We start from the raw sequence: 21,761 nt of genomic DNA, 5'->3' as shown, positions 1-21,761 counted from the left end.
ACCGGCAGAATGATACGGCCGGCTTGGGGCAAAAAAAGAGCAGGGAACCTTTCGATACGAAAGGCTCCCTGCTCTGGGGCGTGGCAATTACTTACGCAAGCCCAACTCTTTGATGATGGCGCGGTAGCGATTGATGTCGCGCTGCATGAGGTAGTCCAACATGCTGCGACGCTTACCTACGAGTTTGAGCAGGCCCAAACGGGTCGAGAAATCCTTCTTGTTCACCTTCAGGTGCTCGGTCAGGTCCAGAATACGCTGGGTGAAGAGGGCAATCTGCGACTCGGCCGAACCGGTGTCTTTGGAGGTTTTCTGGAGGCTGTTTTTCTCGAAAATAGCCTGTTTTGCTTCGGTAGTCAGTTGCATCGGCAGATAGGTTTCCCCGTCTTTGATTAAAAAATGAAAAAAATCACCCCGCACTTCGGGGTGGCCGCAAAGGTAAGTATTTAATGCGGCAAGTGCGCTAATTTCTCGTAGCGGCAGCAGATAACGCAGGCCTGGGCAGTTATAGAGTCGTTTATACTGCCTTCTTATAGCCCCGCAGAGGCCAGCGTAGCCAGCGGGGCACCAAGCGGCCCCAATTCACGTCGAGCAGCCCCGAGTCGTGGCGGGCTTGGTAGAGGAAGAACAGGCCAATGGGTAGCAGAACAGCGGCCGACATCCACATGCCCACGGCTACGGGCATTACCTGCTCGCGACCGTACTTCTCGCCCATAATCGAGAATACGTAGTAGATAATGAAAAACACAATCGACACCAGAATCGGCACCCCCAGCCCGCCCTTTTTGATAATGGCTCCCAGTGGCGCCCCAATCAAAAACATGAGCAGAATGGCAGCCGACTGGGTGAACTTGCGGTAAGTTTCGATGCGGTAGTTGGCCGTTTCCTTGGTCAGGTTGATTAGGCGCTGCTCGGTGGTTGTCAGAAACGACTGCACATTGCGGGCGCGGTTGGTCGCCTGCTGGGCGGTGGCTTTGCTGGCGGGCGGCAGGCGGGTTGGGGGCACTACCCAACTCGCAATCCGCTGGTCGGCGGTCTGGCCCAGTGTATCGAGGCGCAGGTACGTGTAGTAGGGCGTCATCTGCCGTACCACCTGCCGATGCTCCTGGTTGAGACGCCCCTGGAGCGAGTCGGTAAAATGCCCGAGCTGCCCTAGGTTAAGCATCATCTTGTTGGTATTGAACAGCTCCTTCTGGGTGCGGTCGAGGCCAAAAGATTTCAGCGAGAACGTAATGAGGTTGCGGTCGAAGTTCTGGCGGATGAAACTGGCCCCGGCCGTGCTCTGCGTATTAGGCTGCTCGGTGTAGGAGCGTCCCCGGAATAGCTCCAGGCCCAGGTATTGCCCCCCAAAACGGGTGAACATACGCCCCGAGTCGGCCAGAATTACGGTGCTGCCGCCGCGCCCGCCCGTGTGGTCATAAATCATCACGCCCATCAGAATGTCGCCATTCTCGCCCTGCTTCTCATTTACTTTAATCGTGAAGCCGGGAATGCCGTTGTAGAATACGCCTTCGCGGATGTCGAGGGCCAGCTTCTGCTGGCGCACATCCCAGAGCAGGCTGAAGGCTTCAAGGTTGGCCAGCGGCACGATGGTATTATTGAACCAGAACGCGCCCCCGGCCAGCAGCACGCTCACCACCAGCACCGGCCGCAGAATGCGGGTAAGCGAAATGCCGGCCGTTTTGATGGCGGTCAGCTCGTGGTGCTCGCCCAGTGTGCCAAAGGTCATCAGCGAGGACAGCAGCACGGCCAGCGGCAGCGAAATGGGCACAATCAGCACCCCGAAATAAAACAGCAGCTGGAGAATCACGCCCAGGCCCAGGTCCTTGCCCACCAGATCGTCCATGTATTTCATCATGAACTGCATCAGGAAGATGAACTGCACCACCGCGAAGGTGAGCAGAAACGGCCCGGCAAAGGCCTGTAAAATCAGCTTATCGAGTTTTTTCATACAACAGCCGCCCGCCCCCGGTCCGGCGGACCAAAAAAACAGCGGGGAGCAAACGGGAAACGAAGATACGGCTCGTTTCGCGTCTGCTCCCCCCCTGCCGGACGATAATCCGGTCTAGCCGCCCACCTGTTCGCGCAGTTTCTGCATCAAACCGGCCCACATTTCTTCCAGTTCCTCCTCGTCCGTCTCCTCTGAGTAGTCCACCACGCGCAGGTACACTTCCTGGGTCAGCTGCGACTCCTCAATAAGGAAATCCAGGTAGTTGGCATCGGCTACCGGCTGGCGCCGCTCATCAAGGAAGCAGAAGCGCACCGAACGATTGGTGCGGTGGGAGCTCATTTCGGCATAGTGGGGCTGGTTGTCCCACACAAAATTGAAGTGCTGACCACTTTCCACTTGCACGCGTTGGCAAAACCACTGTTCGAGGCCCGAGGCCGTAGCCAAGTAGGGATACAGAATCTTGGGAGAGGCATTAATGGGGTGTTCTACCGAAAAACGGTGTTTTTGACGAGTAGCGGAAAGAGACATAAGCTGTACAGCGTAAAGAATTTAGGAACGAAGTGGCGCCTGGCGCTTTCTCCGGCAGCCAATATACGCGGGTTTTTTTCCTTCCCCTCTTGCGTAGCTTCAAATCTTGTGCCTACCTTTGCACCACCAAAACAGGGCGGGATAGCTCAGTTGGTTAGAGCACAGGATTCATAACCCTGAGGTCACGAGTTCAACTCTCGTTCCCGCTACTTGTAAAAACGGCCTCTCCATTGCGGAGAGGCCGTTTTTTTGTTCATAGCGGCTTTTTATCACAACTTTATCACAACCCCATGTACGCGCCTGAGTATGAGCCCCGGTTATTCGATGCGGATGGCGATATGTCCAAGCGCTGGTACATCGATTACCGCATCTGGAATACCGATAAGCAGGCCTTCGTTCGCAAGCAGTACACCGGCATGAACAAGTACACCACGCTGCGCGACCGGCGGCGGGTGTGCAAGGAGAAACTGGCCGAAATTCGGCTGCTGCTCGAGGAGGGCTACACGGCCGGCGAGACGCCCGCCGTTACCCTGGGCCTGGACCCCAAGAAGGTGACGGTGCTCGAGGCCATGGAGTGGGTGGCCGAGCGCAAGGCCGCGGCCGGCGTGAGCACGGAGTTCTACAACGTGGCTTTGCGCAAAGCCCGCGAGTACCCGACGTTTGGCAGCCTGCCGCTCAAGGTCCTGACCCTGGCCCACATCACCAATTTTCTGGACCAGCAGAGCAAGCGCGGCATCGAGGCCAAGACCTACAACAACTACCGCAACAGCCTGAACGCCTCGTTCAACTACCTGGTCAAACAGGAAATCCTGACCCGCAACCCCTGCAAGTCCACCGAGCTGCGCAAGGTGGAGGCCTCCCCTATCCACGTGCCCTACACGGAGGCCGAGCGGCAGGCCATTACGGCCGAAATCCTGGCCCGGGGCGATGAGCAGCTACTCTTGAAGCTGTTTAGGAAGTCGGTTTAGGGTTGATTTTTCGCAACAACAGGACGACGAACGCCAACCAATGCCACGCCAGCCAGTTGCCGATACTGGTTTCATAGCGCACGAGCAAGGTTTTGAAGCGGTCAAGCCAGGCGTTGGCGTGTTCGACCACGACGCGCCGCCGGTAGAGTTGGGGGTCAAAGAACGTGTCGTCCGCCGTTTGCCAATCGGTGGCGCGGCGGTTGCGGGCGATGTTGGCTTCGATGTCACGGGCGGCACAGGCTTGGCGCAACTCGGTGGTATCAAAGGCCCTATCGGCGTTTAAAAACAGTCCGGCTACCGCAATTTTGTGTCCTCCGCAGTCAATGGAACCGGCGGCCCAACCTGCCCGAATTATTCGAGCCCTTACGCGCCGAATGCCAGGCATCCTTTTAACTACTCTTACTCATGCAGAAAGTACTACTACTTCTGGCCGTGCTTTGCGGCCTCGGCCAAGTCCAGGCCGAAACCGGACCTGAAGCCGCTGCGCTTGGTGCCGCTACACCTCGCTTATTTGTGCCCAAAGCCAGCCTGCGGTAGCCTACTCCAACTGGTTTTTCATCCAGAGCGATAAAGCCGTGCAAATACGGTACGGGCTGGTGAAAACGGAGGGAACCACTTCGTTCTTCCAGATCCAGTTCCGGGTTAACCAAGAGGATGAAATCTTCTGCACCGACCCGGACTGCGACGGCTATGTGCTGGCCTTCAGCTACCCTAGCGCCGATGGTAATACCAGTATCTATTCGCACTACATCTTCCCTAACTCCTTCACCGGAATATATACTAAACCGGATTTGATGCCGCTGGAAATGAGCTTCTCCGATGGTTCGAAACGGTACTTCGACAAAGAGAAAGGTTTTTCTTATACTACTCCTAATAGTGATGAGCAGAGGCGTGCCGAAATAATCTACTGCTGCGTCGACAACCGCTTAAAAAGCAATCCAACGACCACCCGCTGCTCAGGGCCTAGAGCGTATCGCAACGTATTCGACCCCTCCAAGGCCATCACAGTGCAGTAGCCCATCAGCGCGCTGAGTCGAACCGCAGCTGGCCCGTTTCAGGGGCCCCGATGCTGACCTTTGTAAAGTCCACCCGTTCCCATTATCGGCCGCCGCTTCCACCGCTTCTAAACGTGCAGGAAAAACCTCAAAGCGAAGCCGCATCCCCCCGCTCTACCCGCGCATCGGCCACCGGCTCATCGGCCCCTGGCCGCAAATCTCCATCCGGGTCCACGGCCACCGACGACACCGCCGCCGCCACGCTGCCGGCCAGTACCAGGTAACCGCCCAGCGTTACCACCGCCGCCGGCAACGCCACCGGGGCCGTGGCAATAATGCCACCCACGGCCGCCAAGGCGGCCCCAATCGTGGGTACTTTCCGAAAAAACCGGGGAGTAGGCAGCGTCACCCGGTTAAGCACTGTCAGTTTCTGACTCATCGTGGTAGTTGTTAGTCGTGTGTATGAAATCCGCTGGCCAATAGGAGCGGGGCAACTCCCACCGACCCCATTACCTTCTCACCTAATTGCCCCATCACTTCCATCCAGCCGGGCCAGAATCCGGTCCGCCCACTTGTTGCGCGAATCCTGCTCCTTGCTGGCCTCGGTCAGCACCTTGGTGCGTTCTTCTACCAGGGCCATGGTCTTGTCGATGTGGGCCAGCCGCTCAGTCAGCTTGAGCACCAGGTCGGTCATTTCCCGCCGCAGCTCGGCCCGCTGCTGCAGGCCCTCGTTGCGCACCTGCTCGGCCTGCAGTTTCATTTCCTCGCGCAGCTTGCCTTCCCGCGCCACGGCCGATATATGGTAGTCGTCCACCTTCACCGCCAGCGCCGCCGCCTGCTGCTCCTGCTCCTGGCACGCCACCTTCAGCTCCTCCACACAGGCTTGGCGCAACTCGGTGGTATCAAAGGCCCTATCGGCGTTTAAAAACAGTCCGGCTACCGCAATGCCGGCCACTTCGAGCAAGACGCACAGCTCCTCGAATAAGGCCGCCAAGTGGTAGCTGTCGTGGTGGTTGCCGGCCTGCGGGGTGGCACAGGCCAGGGGCTGGCCTTGATTGTCGGCCAGGAACAGGGCGGTGGTGGTGCGGGCCTTTTGGCGGGCCTGATAGCCCACGGCAGCGCCCCCGTTTTTAGCCGGCGTATGGCTGCCATCGAGTTGCACGCTGGAACAATCAAGCAGGTGTTTGTTCGCCTTTAATACGTTCAGCCACATGGCTTTCCACGAGCCATCTTTGCGCCACGTATTAAACCGCGCATACACGCCTTGCCAGGTTAGCGTCGCGCCGGTAAAGATCTGTTTCACCGGCAAATAGCGCCACTGGCAGCCCGTTTTTAGTTTGTAGAGCAACGCTTCAAGCAACTCAACCGGGTCCACCCGACTGGGACGACCCCTAGTGGACTGGGGCATATGGGGCAGAATCCAAGTGCGGATAATATCTTTGGGCAGGACTTCCATGAAGCAGGTGAAACAAGGTGGCTCGCACCCCAAATTTCGCCCGTATTGTGGGAGTCTTTTGCGTTTCTATCGACCAGTGCCTACTTTCTAAACAGCTTCAGTGGCAGTTTCCACGCAGTGTCTGCATCTAGCCCTGTGGATGTGGCATGTGACGGTCGGTAAGTACCGACATTCGCTGACTTTTGTGTGGGCTCCGCTCGATTCAACCCGGAGCAGTGAAAATGCATCTCCACAGTAGGTTTAAAGTCAGTGCTTAAGCGGGAGGAAGGCGCCTTCAAAAACGGGTATCGAAGCAGCCAGAGTGCCGTGGGGAGCCATCATCAACCACTTGTATGATACTCGGATTCGACTCCGCATTTGTGCCCCAGATTCAGGCCGGCACCAAGATTCACACTATCCGCCGGGGCCACCGCTGGCAGGCCGGCCAGCTCATCAACTTCAGCCTCAACGAGGACCAGGCCACCGGACGAACCTTTCACCCTGACGCCGTGGTAAGCAGCACCCAGCACCTGCGCATCCACAACGGCCAGCACCTGTTCATCGACGAGCGCCCCATCCTCGGGGTCGAATTAGACCAGCTGGCCCAGCACGATGGCTTCCTAACTCAGAAATGCTGCTGAAATGGTTTCATGACCACTACGGCTCGGTCTTCGAAGGTCAGCTCATCCACTGGACGCTGGCTCGCTACTAGCGCCCCATTCCCCGGAAGTACCGCCCCAACTGACACCACTAGGCACGACACGCCCAGCATGCAAAGAGCCCGACCTTATGCAAGGCCGGGCTCTTTCTCAATTACTTCTAAGTTATGAAAACCGCTAGGTTATGAATCCACAACCGGCACCTCGTAGCTGATGATGGCGTTGTTGTCGGCCGGAAAATACCCGTACACAGTAACCCCGGAGTCATCCGAGATAAGGTAAGGCATCCCAAAAACGACGGACTGAACGCCCACCGTGGCCACCAGTATCCCGTTGCGCACCACGTGCAGCTGTAGGCCGTTACTGTCCGAATAGCCGTTCGTGGTCTGCTCTATGTTGATTCCGATGGAAAACTCGGCGTTGCCGGCCAGCGCGGGCTGCGCCATGAAGTCCACCATCCCCGCCCAACCAACGTCGGGGTTGGTAATCGTCTGACCCGCCCGGGCTGTCCCGGTTACCGCAAACCCACTGATTGGCTCCGAGGGGTCGGCAGGGGCAGACGCAACGGCCAGCGTAGCCCCCCGGCAGCTCAAAGCCCACCGCTGCGGCTGACAGAATGTAGGAGCCGTTTTGCCTCAGCGTCGAGAGCGAATTGAAATTACTGGTCGGCCGATACGACACGTAGCCATTCCCGGCATCATTGAAGCCGTACAGCGTGCCAATGTTGTTCTTGAACGAGGCCGCCGCCAGCGCCAGGTCAGGGCCATTATACAGGAAGCCCGAGAGCGACTTATCTATTTGTGACATGGGAAGAAGAATAATAAGTGAACAGAAAATGGCCGGCCCCGGCATCCACCAGCGCCGGCCAAGCAAGTGCTACGCTACCAGCTACAGACTGACGCTGCCCGAGGAAAACACCCCACTGAACGCGCCGAGCTGATTAGCGAACCGGAAAGGCTGCCCATTGTAGCGGTCGAAGTAGGTTACACTGGCCAGCTGCTGACCATTTCGGTATAGGTCCATAGTGGCCGGAGCCGAACCGCCGGTGCTCATCGGGTTGTAAGAAAAGGAGTCCCCGGCCTGAGCGGCCATCGTAACCTCATCAGTCGAGTTGTTGGGTCCAAGCAGGGTCTTGCCATACGTCGGGGTCGGCGTCGGAGTGGGCGTCGGGGTAGGGCCCGCACCCAACTCCCCGAACAGTTGCTCCAGGCCCAACACCAGGCCATCATTGGCATTCACCGTGGGGTTGAAAAGCTGCAGCTCCTCGCCCGGCTCACTCTGGCCCAGCAGCCCGCCGAGCTGGCCGCCCAGGCCCGCCGTGCGCAGGTCATGAACCAGTAGCGTTTCGGTCGAAATATCCACCCCGTAGAGTAGGTTCACCCAGTTCAGCCGGGCGCGGGCGTCGTCGGCCCCGCCCAGGGCGGCAATAAGTTGGGTAGCGGCCTTGCGGACGCGGGCATCAAAGCGGGCCCGGAGCCGCAGCGCATCCTTCGTGCGCTTGTTGGCTTGTTTCTGATAAGCGGTTTTTGCAGGCATAATAGAAGCAGAAGTTGACGTGGAAAAATGCAATAAACTGCCGGTGCCAGGCGGTTGGGGCTCCTGGTAGGTTGCTCCTAGGAAGCTCTTAGCTAGCTCCCACCGCCCCCGACTGGCCTAAATGCAAAACCACCCCGGCCAGACAGAAGCAGACCGGGGCGGCGTTGCACAAGTACCGCTAGGCGACCTGCGCCTGGCTGGTGGATGAGGCATCCGAGCCATCGGCCCGGTAGGCGAAGGCCAGCACCATCAAATCGGCGGCCGGCACGCCCAGCAGCGCGTCGTCCTCGATGTCGATGCTGCCATCGGCCCGGGTTGCGTCCTCATCGGCGGCCGACACCACCCGGCCAGTGGCCTTGTTCACCACCAGGGCCTTCACCCCGTCGGTATCTAGGGCCACGTTGCCGTTGCTGTTGTCGAAGAAGCTCACCGTGACCTTGCCGGCCACCGCGTCCAGTGCGGCCGTCACGCGGGCCAGCGGCTCCACGCTTCCGCCCGAGAGCACCAGCTTCGCGTAGTCCACCGAGGCCACGCCCAGCGCGTCGGCCTGCGTGTTGGCGAAGTTCTGCTGCACGAAGCGGTTGTAGGCCGATACCCCGCCCTGGGGCTTCAGGCCCTTGCGCACCGGAATGCTCAGCGCACGGAACAGCTCGGCTAGCCGCTTGAAGCGGCTACGCGTGTTCTGCTGGGCCGGCGTGTTGCTGCTGTTGGGCCCTACTTTCTGCCGAAGAATGTTCACCCCGTTTTGCTTGGTGAACGTGATTTGCCCTGCCGACCCTTCAATGTCGCCGAGCAGACTACGAATTCGTGCCATAAGTGAAAAGAGAAAAAGAGTGAGAGAAAAAAAACTGGCTGACTAATCGCGCTAAAACCCAGGGCAGCCAACCCAGGCCCGCGCTTTTTCTTGCTTGTTGAAGGCCCGCCACACCCCCGGCCGAACCGGGGCGGCCAGGCCGCACTTCCAGAGCCCGCGCCGCGCCGCCTGGGCCTGCTGCTGCTCGGCAGCCCGGCCGGCCACCACATGCCCGGGGTCGTAGGCCCAGGCCCAACCCCGCACTACCAGTAGGCTATCCAGCGCCACGGCCGGCCGCGTCTCGAAAGCCGCGGGCCGCAGCTTCACGGCCACCAGGTTGCGCCCGTATGCATCCCCGCCCAATAGCCGCACCCACACCAGCCGGCCCTGCACCAGGGCCGCCACCTGCTCCATCGCCTGCCGGCCGTAGGGCTGGCTGCTTTCAGGAGCATCTACCCCCAGCAGCCGCACGCGGGCCACGGCCCCCATGGGCGAATCCACCTCGTAGGTATCAGCGTCCACCACCCGCCGGACGCGCATCAGTTGCCAGAAACCGGTCGGCCCCAAAACCACTGGCGCAACCACGCTTGGTCGCAAAGCCCGCGAGGCTCGCACCGTCTGCCCCTCAACCCGGATCAGCGTTGAGCAGGATAGCATTAGGAGGAGGTAAGTGTACTTCATAGAAACAAACATAGTAAAGTTTTATATCATTTATCAATAATAGTGTAATATGTAAGGAAGTAGGCTTTTGGCGACTTGCTGTATCGTCAGGCCCTAAAAAATAACCCGCCCTACTAAGTAGAACGGGCTATTGGCATTCAATCCATCAGGTAAGAAGTGTGTCAGGCCGCCGGCTCCACCGCGCAGACACTGCCGATTATTTGCGGTCCATTATCATATTCTGCACCATCCCAGATCCGCCGCATCGTCTGGTGCTGGAAGTCCTCCACCACCTTCGCGTAAACCAGCGTCGTCTTGATGTTGGCGTGGCCCATCACTTTCTGCACCTCCACCGGCATGCCCCGCAGCAGGCTCTGGGTAGCGAAGGTGTGCCGGGCCGTGTGCATGGTCACCAACTCGTGCAGGCTCACCGGCCGCTTGCACACCAGCCCGCTCACCACCGCCGACTGTTCCACCTCTCGCTCCAAGCCGGCCAGCCGGCAAATCCGCTTCAAATAGCGGTTCATCACCTGGTTCTGGTACACCGGCAGCAGCCGGGCCCCCTTGCCCGAGCGCTCCGCCCCGGCATACTTGGCCAACAAGGCCCCAGCCACCCGCGTCAGGTACACGCTTACTCTGGTGCGGGTCTTGGTCTGAATCAGTCGCAGCACCTGCCCGCTGCCATCGGGCAGCGCCTCCACGTTGCCACCGTGCAGCTGCAGCACGTCGGAGTAGCGCAGACCGGTATAGCAGCAGAACAGGAACACGTCCCGCACCGGCACCAGCGTCGAGGGCAGCACGGCCACCCGCAGCTGCTCCAGCTCCCCGGCCGTCAGGTACACCTTGTCGGTTTCCTCACTCGAAATCCGCAGCTTGTGCGGCTCCACAGCCAACGTACAACCCCGCTCGTCGCGCAGGTAGCCAAACAGTCGGCGCAGGTCCTTGCCCACCGTGTAAAGTGAGTTGGGCGCCAGCCCCCGGACGGTCCGCAGGTAAGCTACCACCGAATCGTGGGTGGCTAGGTCATACGTTGCCACCGTGAGCGGCCGGCCCGCCAGGTTCTGGTAGTCGCGCAGCCAGTTGCCCACCACCAGGTAGTGGCGCAGCGTGTTCCACATCAGCCCCCGCCCGCGCATCACCTCCCGGAACTTCATCAGCTCCTCGACTACCAGCAACTCGTCGGCGGCCGGGGCCGCCTCCGCCGGGCGCAACGCGGCCTTTAGGCCCGCCACCGTGGGCGGGTCGCCCGCGGCCCGCACTGCCCGCCACCAGGTCAGCACGTCGGTGGCCATGCGCGCCAGCAGGGCGTTGGCATCCTCAGCCAGGGGGTAGGAGCGGCGGAACTGCTGGCGGTCCTCGTTCCAGTCGGCCGGCCGGCACTTCTCACCCGTCGAGCAGGCCAGCCGGGCCCCGTCGAAGTACACCATCAGGTACACGGGACATTCTCCCGCCTTGTTTTGCTTCTGCCTGCGCAGCGTGAATTGGGTAACCATAAGAGGGTAGCGTGTAGGGTAGCGTCGCTTCCGCCGTTAAGTGAAAGTTTCGCGCCCAGGAGTGCCATTTCCCCCGAACGCAAAAAACCCGGAAACGTGCCTTCGCGGTGCGAGAAGCAAGTTTCCGGGCGTTCCGGGTGTGCAAGAATGAGCCTCCTGTCGGAACTAAACCGACCACCCAAAGCACACGGTAATTATTTGTTAGTCAAAAAGTTAGTATTACATCAGGCGCCATCCCATTTTAAAGGGGGGCGTCAGAGGGGGCGTTTTCCATTAACTGCCGCCGAATGTCGGCCCGGTCAAAGCCCAGCTGCTCGATAACCTCCCACAGGCGCTCGGTCGTGATGTCGGGCGCACTGGGCATATAGCTCGACACGTAGCCGCGCACCCGCCACATTTCCATAATGTCACGGGTTTCCATGCCATAGGGCTTGCGGTGGGGATTGTCCGAGTACAGGATAATCTCCTCGTCATCGGCCCGCACCCGGTCCTTGATGCGCTTGAGCATCACCGATTCGGGCGTGACAAACACGTAGATTTCCCCCACCTCCAGCAACCGCGGCTCATCAACCCGGGAGGTCACCACGATGTCGCGGTGGTTGATGGTGGGTTCCATGCTGTCGCCGGCCACTTCAAAGGCCCGGTACTCACCCCGGTCGAAGCCCGGCACCCGGTAATTCTTCAGGTTTTTCAGGTACACTGCCTCATTGTAGGCCACGGTGTAGCCGGCCTGCGCCGGAATGGGCACCAGTACCATGTTCTGGCGGCCCTGGTCGTCCACCGTGACTAGCGTCACGTCCTTGCTGCGCACCACCTGCTCGAGCGCCAGGGGGCTGTCGGTGCCCTGACCGGCCCGCACCATAGGGCCAACTCCCAGCACCAGCCAATCCAGCGAAAGCTCCGGCCAGGCCTGGGAAAATTCCACCATAGTGTCAAAGCCGGGCGAGCCGCCCTGGAGCAGCTTGTACATTTTGCTGCTGTTAGCGTAGCCCAACTGCTGCGATGCGCTGTTGGCATTCAGTCCCTTATAGCTAAGCCAGGTGCCAATGCGTTTGCTGGCAACATTCTCCTGTTCCATGATCTTGGTAAAAAAATGGAGGTGTTACGCCTTGGTGTTGATATATTTATGCATATTAGATGCGCATTCATCCACACAAATATAACAAATTACAAACACTATGGAACAGGAAGCTAAAAAAACCGGACAACTCCGGGAAATTTATGAGCGCCTCGGCAAACGCAACCAGAGCGTCAACGACACGCTCAAGCTGCTCAAGTCCAGGGGCGTAAAGGCCAGCCGGGCCAGCATCTACCAGACCATCGACGGGCGCAGCAACCGGCGGGAGGTGGTCGAGGCCTTTATGGAAGTGGCCGAGGCCGAACTGGCCCGCCGGCGCCAGCTGGAAAAACGTGCCACCCGCATCATAGCCGACTCCTGAGTATGCAGCCCGCCGTGATTCTATCCGCCACCGAATGGCAGAGCTACCTCGAGCGGCTCGAACGCCTGGAAGCTGCCGAAACCGCCCGCCAGCCCGCTCCGGTTCCGCCCGACGAGGTGCTGCCCACTCGGCAGGCCGCCGCCTACCTGGGTCTGTGCGAAGAAGCGCTGCTCCGGGCCCGCCGGGCCGGCCGCATTGCCGGCGTGCGCCTCAACGAGAAGGATTGGGGCTTCTGGCGTTCGGCTCTTGATGCCTACCCGCGTCGCTACCACCGCCTGACGGTACCGGCTGGTCCTGCCCGCCACCCGGCCCCCGTAGCCAGCCGCGAGGCAGCCTGAGCCCATGCGCTTGACCGCCCCCTGAACGTTAGCCGGAGATGGTTTCACCTTTCATCCCCATCTCTATGCAATCGTTTCTGCTCATCCCCGAATCCGAGTGGCTGGCGCTGCGCGCCGAAGTATCGCAGCTGGCCCAACAGGTTGCCCAACTCCTGCAGCCGGCCCCGGCCGCGTCCGACCAAATCCTGCCCACTGAGCAGGCCGCCGCCTACCTCGGGTTGTGCGCCGAATCGCTCCGGCGCGCTCGGCGCGTGGGCCGCATTCAGGGCGTGCGCCTCAACGAGAAGGATTGGGGCTACCGCCGCTCCGTACTCGACGCCTACCCGCTGCGCTACCACCGTCCGTCCCCTTTCAACTATTCCATTTAGTCCACCCCGGCCCCAATTCTCTTATCCCATGCCCACTCCCCACCACGCCCTGGTCGGCCCGGCCGCCGACGAGCCCGCCCCGCGCTCCATCCTGCGCGTGCTCAAAGCCCGCATCAAACACCAGCAGCTGCAGTGCGAATTCACTGAGCAGCGCACCGACCAGGCCCCGCCCCGCACCTTCGCCCTCACGTGCCAGGAGCTCGTGCACCCCGACCTGCTCGCCCGCCTGGCCCAGCTCGTGCCCCACCTGTGCCTGCTCTGCGAGCAACTGCGCGAAACGCCCGACTTCTGGCCCGACGACGACTCCGGCCCACTACCCGACCACCTCACGCCCTTCACCGTCACCGGCCTCACCCTCGGTGGCGGTGGGAGCGGGGTTACGCTTCTCGGCCAGCGCCAGCTCGCCGCCGGCAAGCTGCTCAACCTGGCCAGCCCCTACGTGGCCTTCGACCAGGAGCTCGAGCCCTATGCCTATGCCGGCCTGCTCGAAACGGCCGTCCAGGCCGCCGTGGCCGAAGTGGAGGCGGCCCTGCGCGGCAAGTGCACTGCCGGCATCCAGCTTGACCTGTTCGAGCCTGCCGCCGGCTTCACGGCCATCGACGAGCCCTTCGTTCCCCTGATTCCTATGCCGGCGCATGCATGAACTACGTGGCCCACACCCGCGCCGCCCACGAGCACCTGAGCCGCCAGGCTCAGGCCCGGCCCCACCATGTCAGCCTGTATTGGACCCTGTTCTACCAATGGAACGCCGCCCGCTTCCCCCTCGAGCTTCCCCTAAATCGTGCCGACGTGATGCAAGCCGCCCACATCGGCAACCGTGGCACCTACCTCGACACCCTGCGCGACCTCGCCGCCTGGGGCCTGCTTACCTACCAGCCCAGCCACAACGGTGGCAGCTCGGTACGGCTGCGCACACTCGGGGAGGTTGTACCAGAAATGGGCCACCCCGCCGGCAGTTGTACCAGAAGTGGGCTAACCGAAATTCCGTCAGTTGTACCGGAGGTGGTACAACCGTTGGCCCGGAAGTGGGCCAACCAACCGGGGAGGGTTGTACCAGAAGTGGGTCAACCCTCCTTGTATGGTAAAACAGGTAGTACTACAAACGGTGTAAACAGCGCCGCCGCGCCGCACCAAAAAAAAATAGCGGTGCTCGAAGGCGAAGGGCTTTCAGGCGCGGAACTGCTGCCGGACGACACCGCCCCGGCCCAACCGATGGTCAGCGAAGCTAACGGTGCAGGCCCGGTCCCAGGCGCAGCCCCCAAAAAGAAAGTTGCGCCAAAGAAAAAGGGGGTGAAGCAGGCCAAAACCATCCGCGCAGCTGCTGCCGGTTCCGACAGCCAGACCCGGCGCGGCCGGCAGCAGCAACCCGAAGTACCCTTTGCCGAGTCTGAGCTGGCCGACGTGGAGAAGTTCATTCAGGCGTTCGACGACACCGATTACCAGTTGGCTGATTTACGATTTTACCACGCCAAGATTCAGGCCTGGCGCGACCGGAAGACCGGAGAGCCGCCCCAGCGCCGCGACTGGAAAGCCTGCGCTACGCAATTCTTCCTCAACGATGCCCATGAAAACCGCCTCAAACTCGCTCCGAACGTCCAGCGCAGGCCCGATGGCTCCCTTCACCAGCAGCCCCCGGCCGGAGACTTCTTTGCTGCAGCTGGCTTCAAGTCCAAGTACGACCGTTAGCCACCTGGCCGCCACCCCCAACCCCGCCGCTCGCCTCGTGCTGGCCGAGCTGTCGGCGGGCCTGACGGTAGCCCAGGCCGCCGCAGCCCCCAAGCTGTTCCAGCTGAAGTGGACGTTAGGGGAGGAGGTGGTAGTAAAGCTGCTGGTCATCATCCTGCGCGCTTTCGTCGACAGCGTGCGGGTGGCCGACAAGCCCGACGCGGCCGACATCCTGGAAATGGCCGATACCCTGGCCCAGATCTACACCCACGACAGCGTCAAGGACATCATTCTGGCTCTGAAAGAAGCCCGCACCATTGGTACCAAGTTCTTTAACGCCCTCGACCCGGCCACCATCTATGGGCTGCTCAACGCCTACTTCGAGAAGAAGGCCCGGCACCTGGAAAACCAGCACCTCGACCAGAAGACCCAAGCCATCAGTCAGGAGGCCGTAGCCCTGCACCAGCTCCAACAGGCCGCCCCCGCACTGGTGCAGTCTGTGGCCCTGATGATTCCCGCCAGCCACCCCAATGCCCGGCACCTGCGCGACAAGCTTACCCTCATCAAGCAGAAATACCGCCGCGGCCTGCTGAGTGTGGAACAAGCCGCCCAACAGCGCCAGGAGGTGCAGCAGGCCATTCACCGCTACCCCCGGCCCGACTGGCAGCCCTCCGAAGCCGCCCGGCAGCAGATAACCCGCCGCCACCAACAGGCCACCCGCCGCTTCGCCGAGAAGCTGGGAATCGAGAACCCGAAGCACCTCGGCGCATGAACACCATCCGCGCTATACTGTCGCGTCATCAGAAAGCCCGGTGCCCGTGTTCTACCCGCCAGTACTTTGCGCCCTACCATTTAAGCTACCACGTTCAGCCCTGAGTACCTAGTGGCCTTTAAGCAATATCTAAAGCAACAAGCTGCCCAGTAAATCCTCTCTCTACATAGAGAATGGGAACAAGGAATAGCCAATAGCCAATCCCAGCCACGGCCGATGGTTATAGTTCCACTTGGTAGCACTGGACCCAACGGCCCAGTCGAAGCCGCCAAATACGCCCGCGTTCAGTTTATTTACACTGTAGGTAAACCCTAAGCCAGTTGTCGCCAGTCCCTTGTTGAGCTTTGTGTCACCGGTGAGTGGTCTACGTGCTGCGTTAGTATTACTCTTGTCGAGCGTAACAGTGGATGCGCCCAATAACACGCCAAACATGAGTTTCTGCGTGGTAGTAATACTACCGACTTGTTCGCGGTAATGGTAGCTAGTTGAGGCGCGCAAGGTGTGCCCTACGAATAAGTTAATATTGATTGCCGTCGTAAAGTCTTGGCGGAATGACTTTGTACTATCAACATTATTTAAGCCTTGGTAGTGGTTTTTCCCACCGAATCGGTACTTCAGAGGCAGCGTCATTGCTGAAACGACCCATTCGCTAAAACGAAATGTTAATGTTTGTCGATTAGTTAACGTGTAATAGTAAACGCCCTCATCTTCATGATCTTCGCTCAATAACGGGTTTACCCACACTTTTTCATCTGTAAATTTAATGAACCCCTCTTCTGCATTGGTTTCTATAATGGCTTGAGCCGTTTTAGTTTTACCATCCGATGATAGAATTTCGCGTTGAGCGGTCAATATGTACTCGATTGCGTATTCACATTCCCCTGCTAATACAATTTTGTCATCAGTCACAGTCGCCTTATGATTTTCTTTTTCGTCTATCAAAAGCACCTGGGTAGAGGAAATATAGTACTTCTGAACCCCATCTGCTTTTTCATTCTTTGAGCGCTTGCTCTTCTCGGTCCTTGACCACTCTTTGGTCTTACCCTTGTCAACTTTACCTTTTTCATTTCCTTCCATTATAACGTGTATAGTCTTTAGCTTGAAAGACTTACGGAAGGTTAATGCTTCGTTTTGAGCGAATGCCGACAACGATAATGCGAGACAGCAAAGGATAGGTAGTAGCTTCATTGCATTAGGGTTCAGAGTTCATAAGCAAGATAATTAATATTTTATAATAAAAAAATTCAATTATACGAACTTGTGCATATCCGACCTTATGTATCCAGTTAGGCTAATACCACCGTCCCAACGAAATGATTGGTAAGCTTACTCCTGGTAGCTGTGACAATGCATATTGACCTCGTCAACTCATCCTAGGGGAGTCTGGATTCATTATCCACGCTTCCCTATGTGACGCAGAATCATTGCCATAGACATCGAGTGGAAACTGACGCGTCCGTAGTCCCCAGGCCGGGTTACTGCCTAGTTTCACCCGGCCCGGCCAGACCCACGACAACGCCCAGATCAGAGCCGGCTGAAGCACGCTTACTACTGAACTGCTGCCTCACTGAACCGCTTTTCGCCCTGAATTGCTTCTCGTCTACCTTAGCGCGTTGTCCATTCTCGCTGGATCACTCCAACTACTGCCCCCGGTGGAACCTGTCGCATAGCTCCTACACCTTCAAAAACCACTATAAATAGTAGCCCCAAGTCCCAGGCCATGTACTCCCCAAATATTTTCTCAAACGATTCCGCGTCCGGTAGATAGTAAGGCATAGTATTTTTGCTATTTAATTTAGTTGATCTTTCGCCCGGTAGGGTGGGGGAGGTTTCCTTGGTAGAATGACGTTCAGCTGCTTGAAACGCTCCTGAGTAAGCAGGCCGCCAATAGCATAAGCCAAGAAGTAATCAATTTTACTAATTTATTTAGTAGTATTGCAAAGCTGGCTCAGCCGGTTTCCTGCCATGACTACTGTTGAACTTATCGACGTGGGCACGCCCACTACCACGCTCTGGCTGCCGCTGTTCGCCAGCCTCGTGCCCTGCGGCTTTCCCTCGCCGGCCACCGACGAACTCGAAGAGCTCTTTGACCTTAACCGTCTGCTCTTCCGCCACCCCGAAGCCACCTACCTGGTGCGCGTGTCGGGTGAGAGCATGCAGGGGGCCGAAATCCATTCCGGCGACCTGCTGGCCGTCGACAAGCACCTCGAAGCCGACCACAACCACATCGTCGTGGCCGTCGTCGAGGGCGAGTGCACCGTCAAGCGCCTAGTGCGCCGCGGCACCGCCTGGTGGCTGCAGGCCGAAAACCCGGCCTATCCCGATTACCCCATCACCGAGCCTGAAAACCTGCGCATCTGGGGCGTCGTCACCCACGTAGTCCACGAACTTATCCCCGGCCGCCTCACTGCCCTCATCCGCAGCCGTGACTAGCGTTATTGAGCTGTTAGCTCACAGCTATTAGCTGATAGCTCAAGTTCAGTCAGCTACCCAGAACGAAAGCTAACAGCTAGCAGCTGTCAGCTAAAAGCCCAAAACAAAATGTACGGTCTCGTCGACGGCAATAACTTCTACGTTTCCTGCGAGCGGGTCTTCCAGCCCCGCCTCGACGGCCGGCCTGTGGTTGTGCTTAGTAACAACGACGGCAACGTGGTCAGCCGCTCGCCCGAGGCCAAGCTGCTGGGCATCCCCATGGGCGCGCCCTTCTTCCAGGTGCGCGAGCTGCTAACCCGCCACCAGGGCCAGGCCCTGAGCTCCAACTACCCACTCTACGGCGACATGTCGCGCCGCGTGATGGCCCGCCTGGCCGAGCACGCGCCCGCCGTCGAAGTCTACAGCATCGACGAAGCCTTCCTCGACCTCGACGGCCTCACCACCTGGTGCGGCCCGCTCGACGCCCGCGCCCGCGCCATCCGCCGCGACGTGCTCGACTGCACCGGCATCCCCACCTGCGTGGGGCTGGCGCCCACCAAAACGCTGGCCAAGGTCGCCAACCGCCTGGCCAAGAAATACCCCGAGCTCCAGGGCATCCTGCGCCTCGACACCGAAGCCCGCCGCGAGCGGGCCCTGCGCGCCCTTCCCGCCGCCGACGTGTGGGGCGTAGGCCGCCAGTACGCCGCCAAGCTCCAGGCCCAGGGCCTTACCACCGCCTGGCAGCTCGGCCAGGTAGGAGAGGGGTGGGCCCGCCAGCACCTCGGCGGGGTCGTCGGCTGGCGGCTTATCCAAGAGCTGCGCGGCCAGCCCTGCCAGGGCCTGCACCCGTCCGAAGACGGCACGCTGGCCCGCCAAAGCATCAGCTGCTCGCGCTCCTTCGGCCAGCGCCTGACCTGCTTCGATGACTTATGGGGCGCGGTCAGCACCTACCTGAGCCGGGCCGCCGAGAAGCTTCGCGCCCAGCACGACCAGGCCCACATCCTCACCGTCTTCCTCAGCCAGGACCGCTACGATACCCGCGTGCCGCCCCCCTACACCCGCTCGGTCACGCTCACGCTGCCCGCCGGCCCCACCGCCGACACGCTCTGCCTGCTAGCCTACGCCCGCCGCCTGCTGGAGAAGCTCTACGTGCCTGGCCGCCGCTACGTCAAAGCCGGCGTCGTACTCGACGGCCTCGAACCGCCCGGCCGCGGCCAGCAGCTCAGCCTGTTCGCCCCCGCCGCGCCGGTCACTGGCCGGCCCGCCGCCACCCCCGAATCCGACGCCCGTGCCCGGCAGCTCATGCGCAGCCTCGATGCGCTCAACCGCCAGTTCGGCCGCGGCACCGTGCGCCCCGCCGCCAGCGTGGCCTCACCGGCCCCCACCGGCCAGCCCGCCGCCCCCTGGCTCGGCCGCGCCGAGCACCGCAGCCCCGCCTACACCACTCGCCTCGAGGACCTGCTAATTGTCCAATAAATAGTCCTGGCCCGCAGCGCAAAGAAACGCCACTTATGCCGATAAGTGGCGTTTCTTTGCAGTTAATCCGCCCCATCCGGAACCCGCTTTTACCAAGCTTACCGGTCTCTTTCTTAGCAATGAATAAATCCCAACTGCCAGCTATACTTTCCCTGCTGCTGCTGACCACTGCCTGCTCCACCACCAACGACCCCGCCCCGGTTACGCCACCCACTACCCAGCCGCCTATTACGCCGCCACCAGTCGTCCAGCCGCTGACAGAGCACCTGACCCTGGGCAACCCCAGCGGCGCCACCGCCGACGTCAGCCAGCCCACCAACTACCTGCTCAGCAAGCCCCAGTACGCGCTCAGCTACCACCGCGACCGGGGCATTCCCACCTGGGTCAGCTGGCACCTCGATGCCAGCTGGCGCGGCTCCGCCGCCCGTCAGGACGACTTCCGGGCTGACAACACCCTGCCCGCCGGTTGGTACCAGGTAGGAGGAAGCAGCTACTCCGGCTCCGGTTTCGACCGCGGCCACCAGTGTCCCAGCGCCGACCGCACCAACACCGTGCCCGACAACTCGGCCACCTTCCTGATGACCAACATGGTCCCCCAGGCCCCGCGCAACAACCAGCAGACCTGGGCTAACCTCGAAAACTACACCCGCACCTTCCTCAGCACCGGCAACGAGGTCTACATCATCTGCGGCTCCTACGGCAAGGGCGGCACCGGCTCTAACAGCTTCCAGACTACGCTCGACCAAGGCCGCGTAACCGTCCCCGCCCGCCTCTGGAAAGTCGTGGTCGTGTTACCCACCGGCGACAACGACGCCACCCGCGTCAGTACCAGCACCCGCGTCATTGCCATCGACACGCCTAACGACAACTCCATCAACACCGACTGGGGCCAGTACCGCGTCAGCGTCGACGCCATTGAAGCCGCCACCGGCCTCAACCTGCTCTCAGCCATACCCGTGGCCGTGCAGCAGGTGGTGGAAGCCAGCGTGGATAAGGGGCCCACGCAATAGCGCCCCAACGTTGCCACTGCCAACCTTTCTGCTATGCTAAAAACTCTACTCGTCGCCAGTTCGCTGCTCATTGGCAGCTTCACCGCTTCCCTGTCCGCTACCGCACCGGCCACCCGCCACGCCCTAACTGCCGCAGCCGTCTATGTCTGCATCAGTAAATCCTCCGTAGCCTACCACGCTTCCAGTCGTTGCGCGGGACTTTCCCGTTGCACCCACGAGGTGCGCAGCATGTCACCCAGTGCCGCGCAGCAGCAGGGCAAGCGGGCCTGCCGGAAGTGCTACTAAGTTTGCCCATCCTAACTGCTGCTCTACATGAAAATTATTCAGTCGCACGACGTTCAAAGCAAGTTGATGAACGTCATTCTAACGGCTAATAAGGAGCTGGTTCTTGTTTCCCCCTACGTGAACCTGGCTTACACCAAGCAGGTATCCGCCGCTATTGTAGCGGCCCAGCAAAAGGGAGTTAAAATCGACTTCTACATCCGGGAGGATTCCAACACCGACAGCAGGGTCAGCAAGCAGCAAGTTCTTGATATGGGCATCACACCCCGGCTGATTCCCAACCTGCACGCCAAGTTCTACTTCAACGAGTCCACCGGCATCATTGCCTCCCTCAATCTGCTGAGCAGCTCCATTGGCAATTCCATCGAAATTGGGGGGCAGCTCGAAACGCCGGCCGAGATTGAGGAGTTACGCTTGTTCATCGAAAACTTCATCACGCCCCATGAAATCGGAAGGACTGCTGCGCCAGTCAAGCCGGCTGCTGTCGAGTCGAAGCCGATGGTGCCCGAAACAAAGGCACCGGCTAAGACCCTGTCCGACGAGGAAACCCGGTTTCAACGGCAGCCTTTCGGTCAGGTCCTGGCTGACTACTTATCAGCCCAGGTCGACCGTAGGTGCACTATCGAAGGTGACGGTGACTTCATGACCATTCGGGCGGTGGGCAACACCTTCTCGGTGCTGCTGGATAATGCCCAAGGTACCACCAGTCAGTTGGTATTGCGTGGAGTTGTATCGGTTAGCGAGGCTGACCGCTTTGCCCGGAAGTCGGCGTCTCATTACAAGATGGGCGCCTACGATTACATGATTAGGAGGGGTGCCAAAGGATACTATGACCAAGTGGAGGCTATGCGCAGGTCCAGGATGTCAGCCACCCAGTTCGATGAGCTCCCCTACATCGAGAAAGAAGTGCTGCTTTCCGAGGTGGCTTACTTCCTGCGGGCCACGCAGGCATTCAAGGCCGACTACCGCAATTAGCCAATTCCA

At 59.9% G+C, this 21,761-nt stretch carries 27 protein-coding genes and 1 tRNA gene; 15 read left to right on the top strand and 13 right to left on the bottom strand.

Annotated elements, in window-relative coordinates:
• Positions 1-87: 87 nt before the first annotated feature.
• The 3 genes from rpsO to BLW21_RS15170 form a co-directional block, all read right to left on the bottom strand.
• A complete protein-coding gene (rpsO, locus tag BLW21_RS15180; RefSeq protein ID WP_088464477.1) occupies positions 88-363 on the bottom strand; it encodes a 30S ribosomal protein S15 in 276 nt (91 codons plus the stop codon).
• 151 nt (positions 364-514) lie between these two features.
• Entirely contained in the window at positions 515-1,948 is a 1,434-nt protein-coding gene (locus BLW21_RS15175) for an LptF/LptG family permease (protein ID WP_092741554.1), read from the bottom strand.
• 114 nt (positions 1,949-2,062) lie between these two features.
• A complete protein-coding gene (locus tag BLW21_RS15170; protein WP_092741552.1) occupies positions 2,063-2,476 on the bottom strand; it encodes an START-like domain-containing protein in 414 nt (137 codons plus the stop codon).
• Between the two features lie 135 nt (positions 2,477-2,611).
• Here BLW21_RS15170 and BLW21_RS15165 point away from each other — a divergent pair.
• Positions 2,612-2,685: transfer RNA gene (locus tag BLW21_RS15165), tRNA-Met, on the top strand.
• An 81-nt stretch (positions 2,686-2,766) separates the two neighbouring features.
• The gene (locus BLW21_RS15160) at positions 2,767-3,444 is read left to right on the top strand and encodes a hypothetical protein (protein ID WP_092741550.1); all 678 of its coding nucleotides are present in this window, start codon (positions 2,767-2,769) and stop codon (positions 3,442-3,444) included.
• On the opposite strand, the gene BLW21_RS15155 is transcribed toward BLW21_RS15160, so the two are convergent.
• A complete protein-coding gene (locus BLW21_RS15155) occupies positions 3,428-3,829 on the bottom strand; it encodes a transposase (protein WP_092741548.1) in 402 nt (133 codons plus the stop codon). The two genes, BLW21_RS15160 and BLW21_RS15155, sit on opposite strands and share 17 nt — an antisense overlap.
• Positions 3,830-4,019: 190 nt before the next feature.
• Here BLW21_RS15155 and BLW21_RS15150 point away from each other — a divergent pair, with 190 nt between their 5' ends.
• Complete coding sequence (locus tag BLW21_RS15150; RefSeq protein WP_092741546.1) at positions 4,020-4,460, top strand: hypothetical protein; 441 nt, start codon at positions 4,020-4,022, stop codon at positions 4,458-4,460.
• 127 nt (positions 4,461-4,587) lie between these two features.
• Here BLW21_RS15150 and BLW21_RS15145 read toward each other — a convergent pair whose 3' ends face one another.
• Both BLW21_RS15145 and BLW21_RS15140 read right to left on the bottom strand, forming a co-directional pair.
• Positions 4,588-4,878, bottom strand: a complete 291-nt coding sequence (locus tag BLW21_RS15145; RefSeq protein ID WP_092741544.1) for a hypothetical protein — start codon at positions 4,876-4,878, stop codon at positions 4,588-4,590.
• A gap of 78 nt (positions 4,879-4,956) precedes the next feature.
• Entirely contained in the window at positions 4,957-5,895 is a 939-nt protein-coding gene (locus BLW21_RS15140; RefSeq protein WP_092741542.1) for a transposase, read from the bottom strand.
• Between the two features lie 332 nt (positions 5,896-6,227).
• Between BLW21_RS15140 and BLW21_RS15135 the strand changes: the two genes are divergently transcribed.
• Positions 6,228-6,515, top strand: a complete 288-nt coding sequence (locus tag BLW21_RS15135; RefSeq protein ID WP_092741540.1) for a hypothetical protein — start codon at positions 6,228-6,230, stop codon at positions 6,513-6,515.
• 200 nt (positions 6,516-6,715) lie between these two features.
• Here the strand turns inward: BLW21_RS15135 and BLW21_RS15130 are convergent, their stop codons facing one another.
• The 6 genes from BLW21_RS15130 to BLW21_RS15105 all read right to left on the bottom strand — a co-directional run bounded on the left by BLW21_RS15130 (position 6,716) and on the right by BLW21_RS15105 (position 12,093).
• Positions 6,716-7,126 (bottom strand): hypothetical protein, encoded by a 411-nt coding sequence (locus BLW21_RS15130; protein WP_139255237.1) that lies wholly within the window; start codon positions 7,124-7,126, stop codon positions 6,716-6,718.
• A 295-nt stretch (positions 7,127-7,421) separates the two neighbouring features.
• Entirely contained in the window at positions 7,422-8,069 is a 648-nt protein-coding gene (locus tag BLW21_RS21570; protein WP_175470992.1) for a hypothetical protein, read from the bottom strand.
• Between the two features lie 178 nt (positions 8,070-8,247).
• Complete coding sequence (locus BLW21_RS15120) at positions 8,248-8,883, bottom strand: DUF6266 family protein (RefSeq protein WP_245711917.1); 636 nt, start codon at positions 8,881-8,883, stop codon at positions 8,248-8,250.
• Between the two features lie 51 nt (positions 8,884-8,934).
• On the bottom strand, positions 8,935-9,519 hold the full coding sequence (locus BLW21_RS15115) for a thermonuclease family protein (RefSeq protein WP_245711916.1): 585 nt from the start codon (positions 9,517-9,519) through the stop codon (positions 8,935-8,937).
• A gap of 185 nt (positions 9,520-9,704) precedes the next feature.
• Positions 9,705-11,015 carry a site-specific integrase gene (locus BLW21_RS15110; RefSeq protein ID WP_092741534.1) on the bottom strand — a complete coding sequence of 437 codons (1,311 nt, stop codon included), beginning with the start codon at positions 11,013-11,015 and terminating at the stop codon, positions 9,705-9,707.
• 241 nt (positions 11,016-11,256) lie between these two features.
• On the bottom strand, positions 11,257-12,093 hold the full coding sequence (locus BLW21_RS15105) for a S24 family peptidase (RefSeq protein WP_092741532.1): 837 nt from the start codon (positions 12,091-12,093) through the stop codon (positions 11,257-11,259).
• Positions 12,094-12,193: 100 nt separating this feature from the next.
• Here BLW21_RS15105 and BLW21_RS15100 point away from each other — a divergent pair, with 100 nt between their 5' ends.
• The 6 genes from BLW21_RS15100 to BLW21_RS15075 all read left to right on the top strand — a co-directional run bounded on the left by BLW21_RS15100 (position 12,194) and on the right by BLW21_RS15075 (position 15,597).
• Complete coding sequence (locus tag BLW21_RS15100) at positions 12,194-12,454, top strand: hypothetical protein (protein ID WP_019946776.1); 261 nt, start codon at positions 12,194-12,196, stop codon at positions 12,452-12,454.
• 2 nt (positions 12,455-12,456) lie between these two features.
• Positions 12,457-12,792: a MerR family transcriptional regulator gene (locus BLW21_RS15095; RefSeq protein WP_092741530.1), complete on the top strand. Its 336-nt coding sequence runs from the start codon at positions 12,457-12,459 to the stop codon at positions 12,790-12,792.
• Positions 12,793-12,857: 65 nt separating this feature from the next.
• Complete coding sequence (locus BLW21_RS15090; protein WP_092741528.1) at positions 12,858-13,160, top strand: MerR family transcriptional regulator; 303 nt, start codon at positions 12,858-12,860, stop codon at positions 13,158-13,160.
• A 28-nt stretch (positions 13,161-13,188) separates the two neighbouring features.
• Positions 13,189-13,803, top strand: coding sequence for a hypothetical protein (locus tag BLW21_RS15085; protein WP_092741526.1), 615 nt, complete (start codon positions 13,189-13,191; stop codon positions 13,801-13,803).
• On the top strand, positions 13,800-14,846 hold the full coding sequence (locus tag BLW21_RS15080; protein WP_092741524.1) for a hypothetical protein: 1,047 nt from the start codon (positions 13,800-13,802) through the stop codon (positions 14,844-14,846). Before BLW21_RS15085 ends, BLW21_RS15080 begins: the two co-directional genes overlap by 4 nt.
• Entirely contained in the window at positions 14,809-15,597 is a 789-nt protein-coding gene (locus tag BLW21_RS15075) for a hypothetical protein (protein ID WP_245711915.1), read from the top strand. Before BLW21_RS15080 ends, BLW21_RS15075 begins: the two co-directional genes overlap by 38 nt.
• A 162-nt stretch (positions 15,598-15,759) precedes the next feature.
• Here the strand turns inward: BLW21_RS15075 and BLW21_RS15070 are convergent, their stop codons facing one another.
• A complete protein-coding gene (locus BLW21_RS15070; protein WP_139255236.1) occupies positions 15,760-16,674 on the bottom strand; it encodes a hypothetical protein in 915 nt (304 codons plus the stop codon).
• An 888-nt stretch (positions 16,675-17,562) separates the two neighbouring features.
• On the opposite strand from BLW21_RS15070, the gene BLW21_RS15065 reads away from it, so the two are divergent.
• The 5 genes from BLW21_RS15065 to BLW21_RS15050 all read left to right on the top strand — a co-directional run bounded on the left by BLW21_RS15065 (position 17,563) and on the right by BLW21_RS15050 (position 21,752).
• A complete protein-coding gene (locus BLW21_RS15065; RefSeq protein WP_092741841.1) occupies positions 17,563-18,030 on the top strand; it encodes a LexA family protein in 468 nt (155 codons plus the stop codon).
• 108 nt (positions 18,031-18,138) lie between these two features.
• Positions 18,139-19,485, top strand: coding sequence for a Y-family DNA polymerase (locus BLW21_RS15060; protein ID WP_092741520.1), 1,347 nt, complete (start codon positions 18,139-18,141; stop codon positions 19,483-19,485).
• Positions 19,486-19,604: 119 nt separating this feature from the next.
• Complete coding sequence (locus BLW21_RS15055; protein WP_092741518.1) at positions 19,605-20,495, top strand: DNA/RNA non-specific endonuclease; 891 nt, start codon at positions 19,605-19,607, stop codon at positions 20,493-20,495.
• Positions 20,496-20,528: 33 nt separating this feature from the next.
• Complete coding sequence (locus BLW21_RS21230) at positions 20,529-20,780, top strand: hypothetical protein (RefSeq protein WP_139255235.1); 252 nt, start codon at positions 20,529-20,531, stop codon at positions 20,778-20,780.
• A gap of 27 nt (positions 20,781-20,807) precedes the next feature.
• A complete protein-coding gene (locus tag BLW21_RS15050; protein ID WP_092741516.1) occupies positions 20,808-21,752 on the top strand; it encodes a phospholipase D-like domain-containing protein in 945 nt (314 codons plus the stop codon).
• Positions 21,753-21,761: the final 9 nt, after the last annotated feature.

The sequence above is a fragment of the Hymenobacter psychrophilus genome, assembly GCF_900107135.1.
GTDB lineage: Bacteria > Bacteroidota > Bacteroidia > Cytophagales > Hymenobacteraceae > Hymenobacter > Hymenobacter psychrophilus.
The sequence above is the reverse complement of the archived record's forward strand: the minus strand, read 5'-3'. Positions and strand labels throughout refer to the sequence as shown.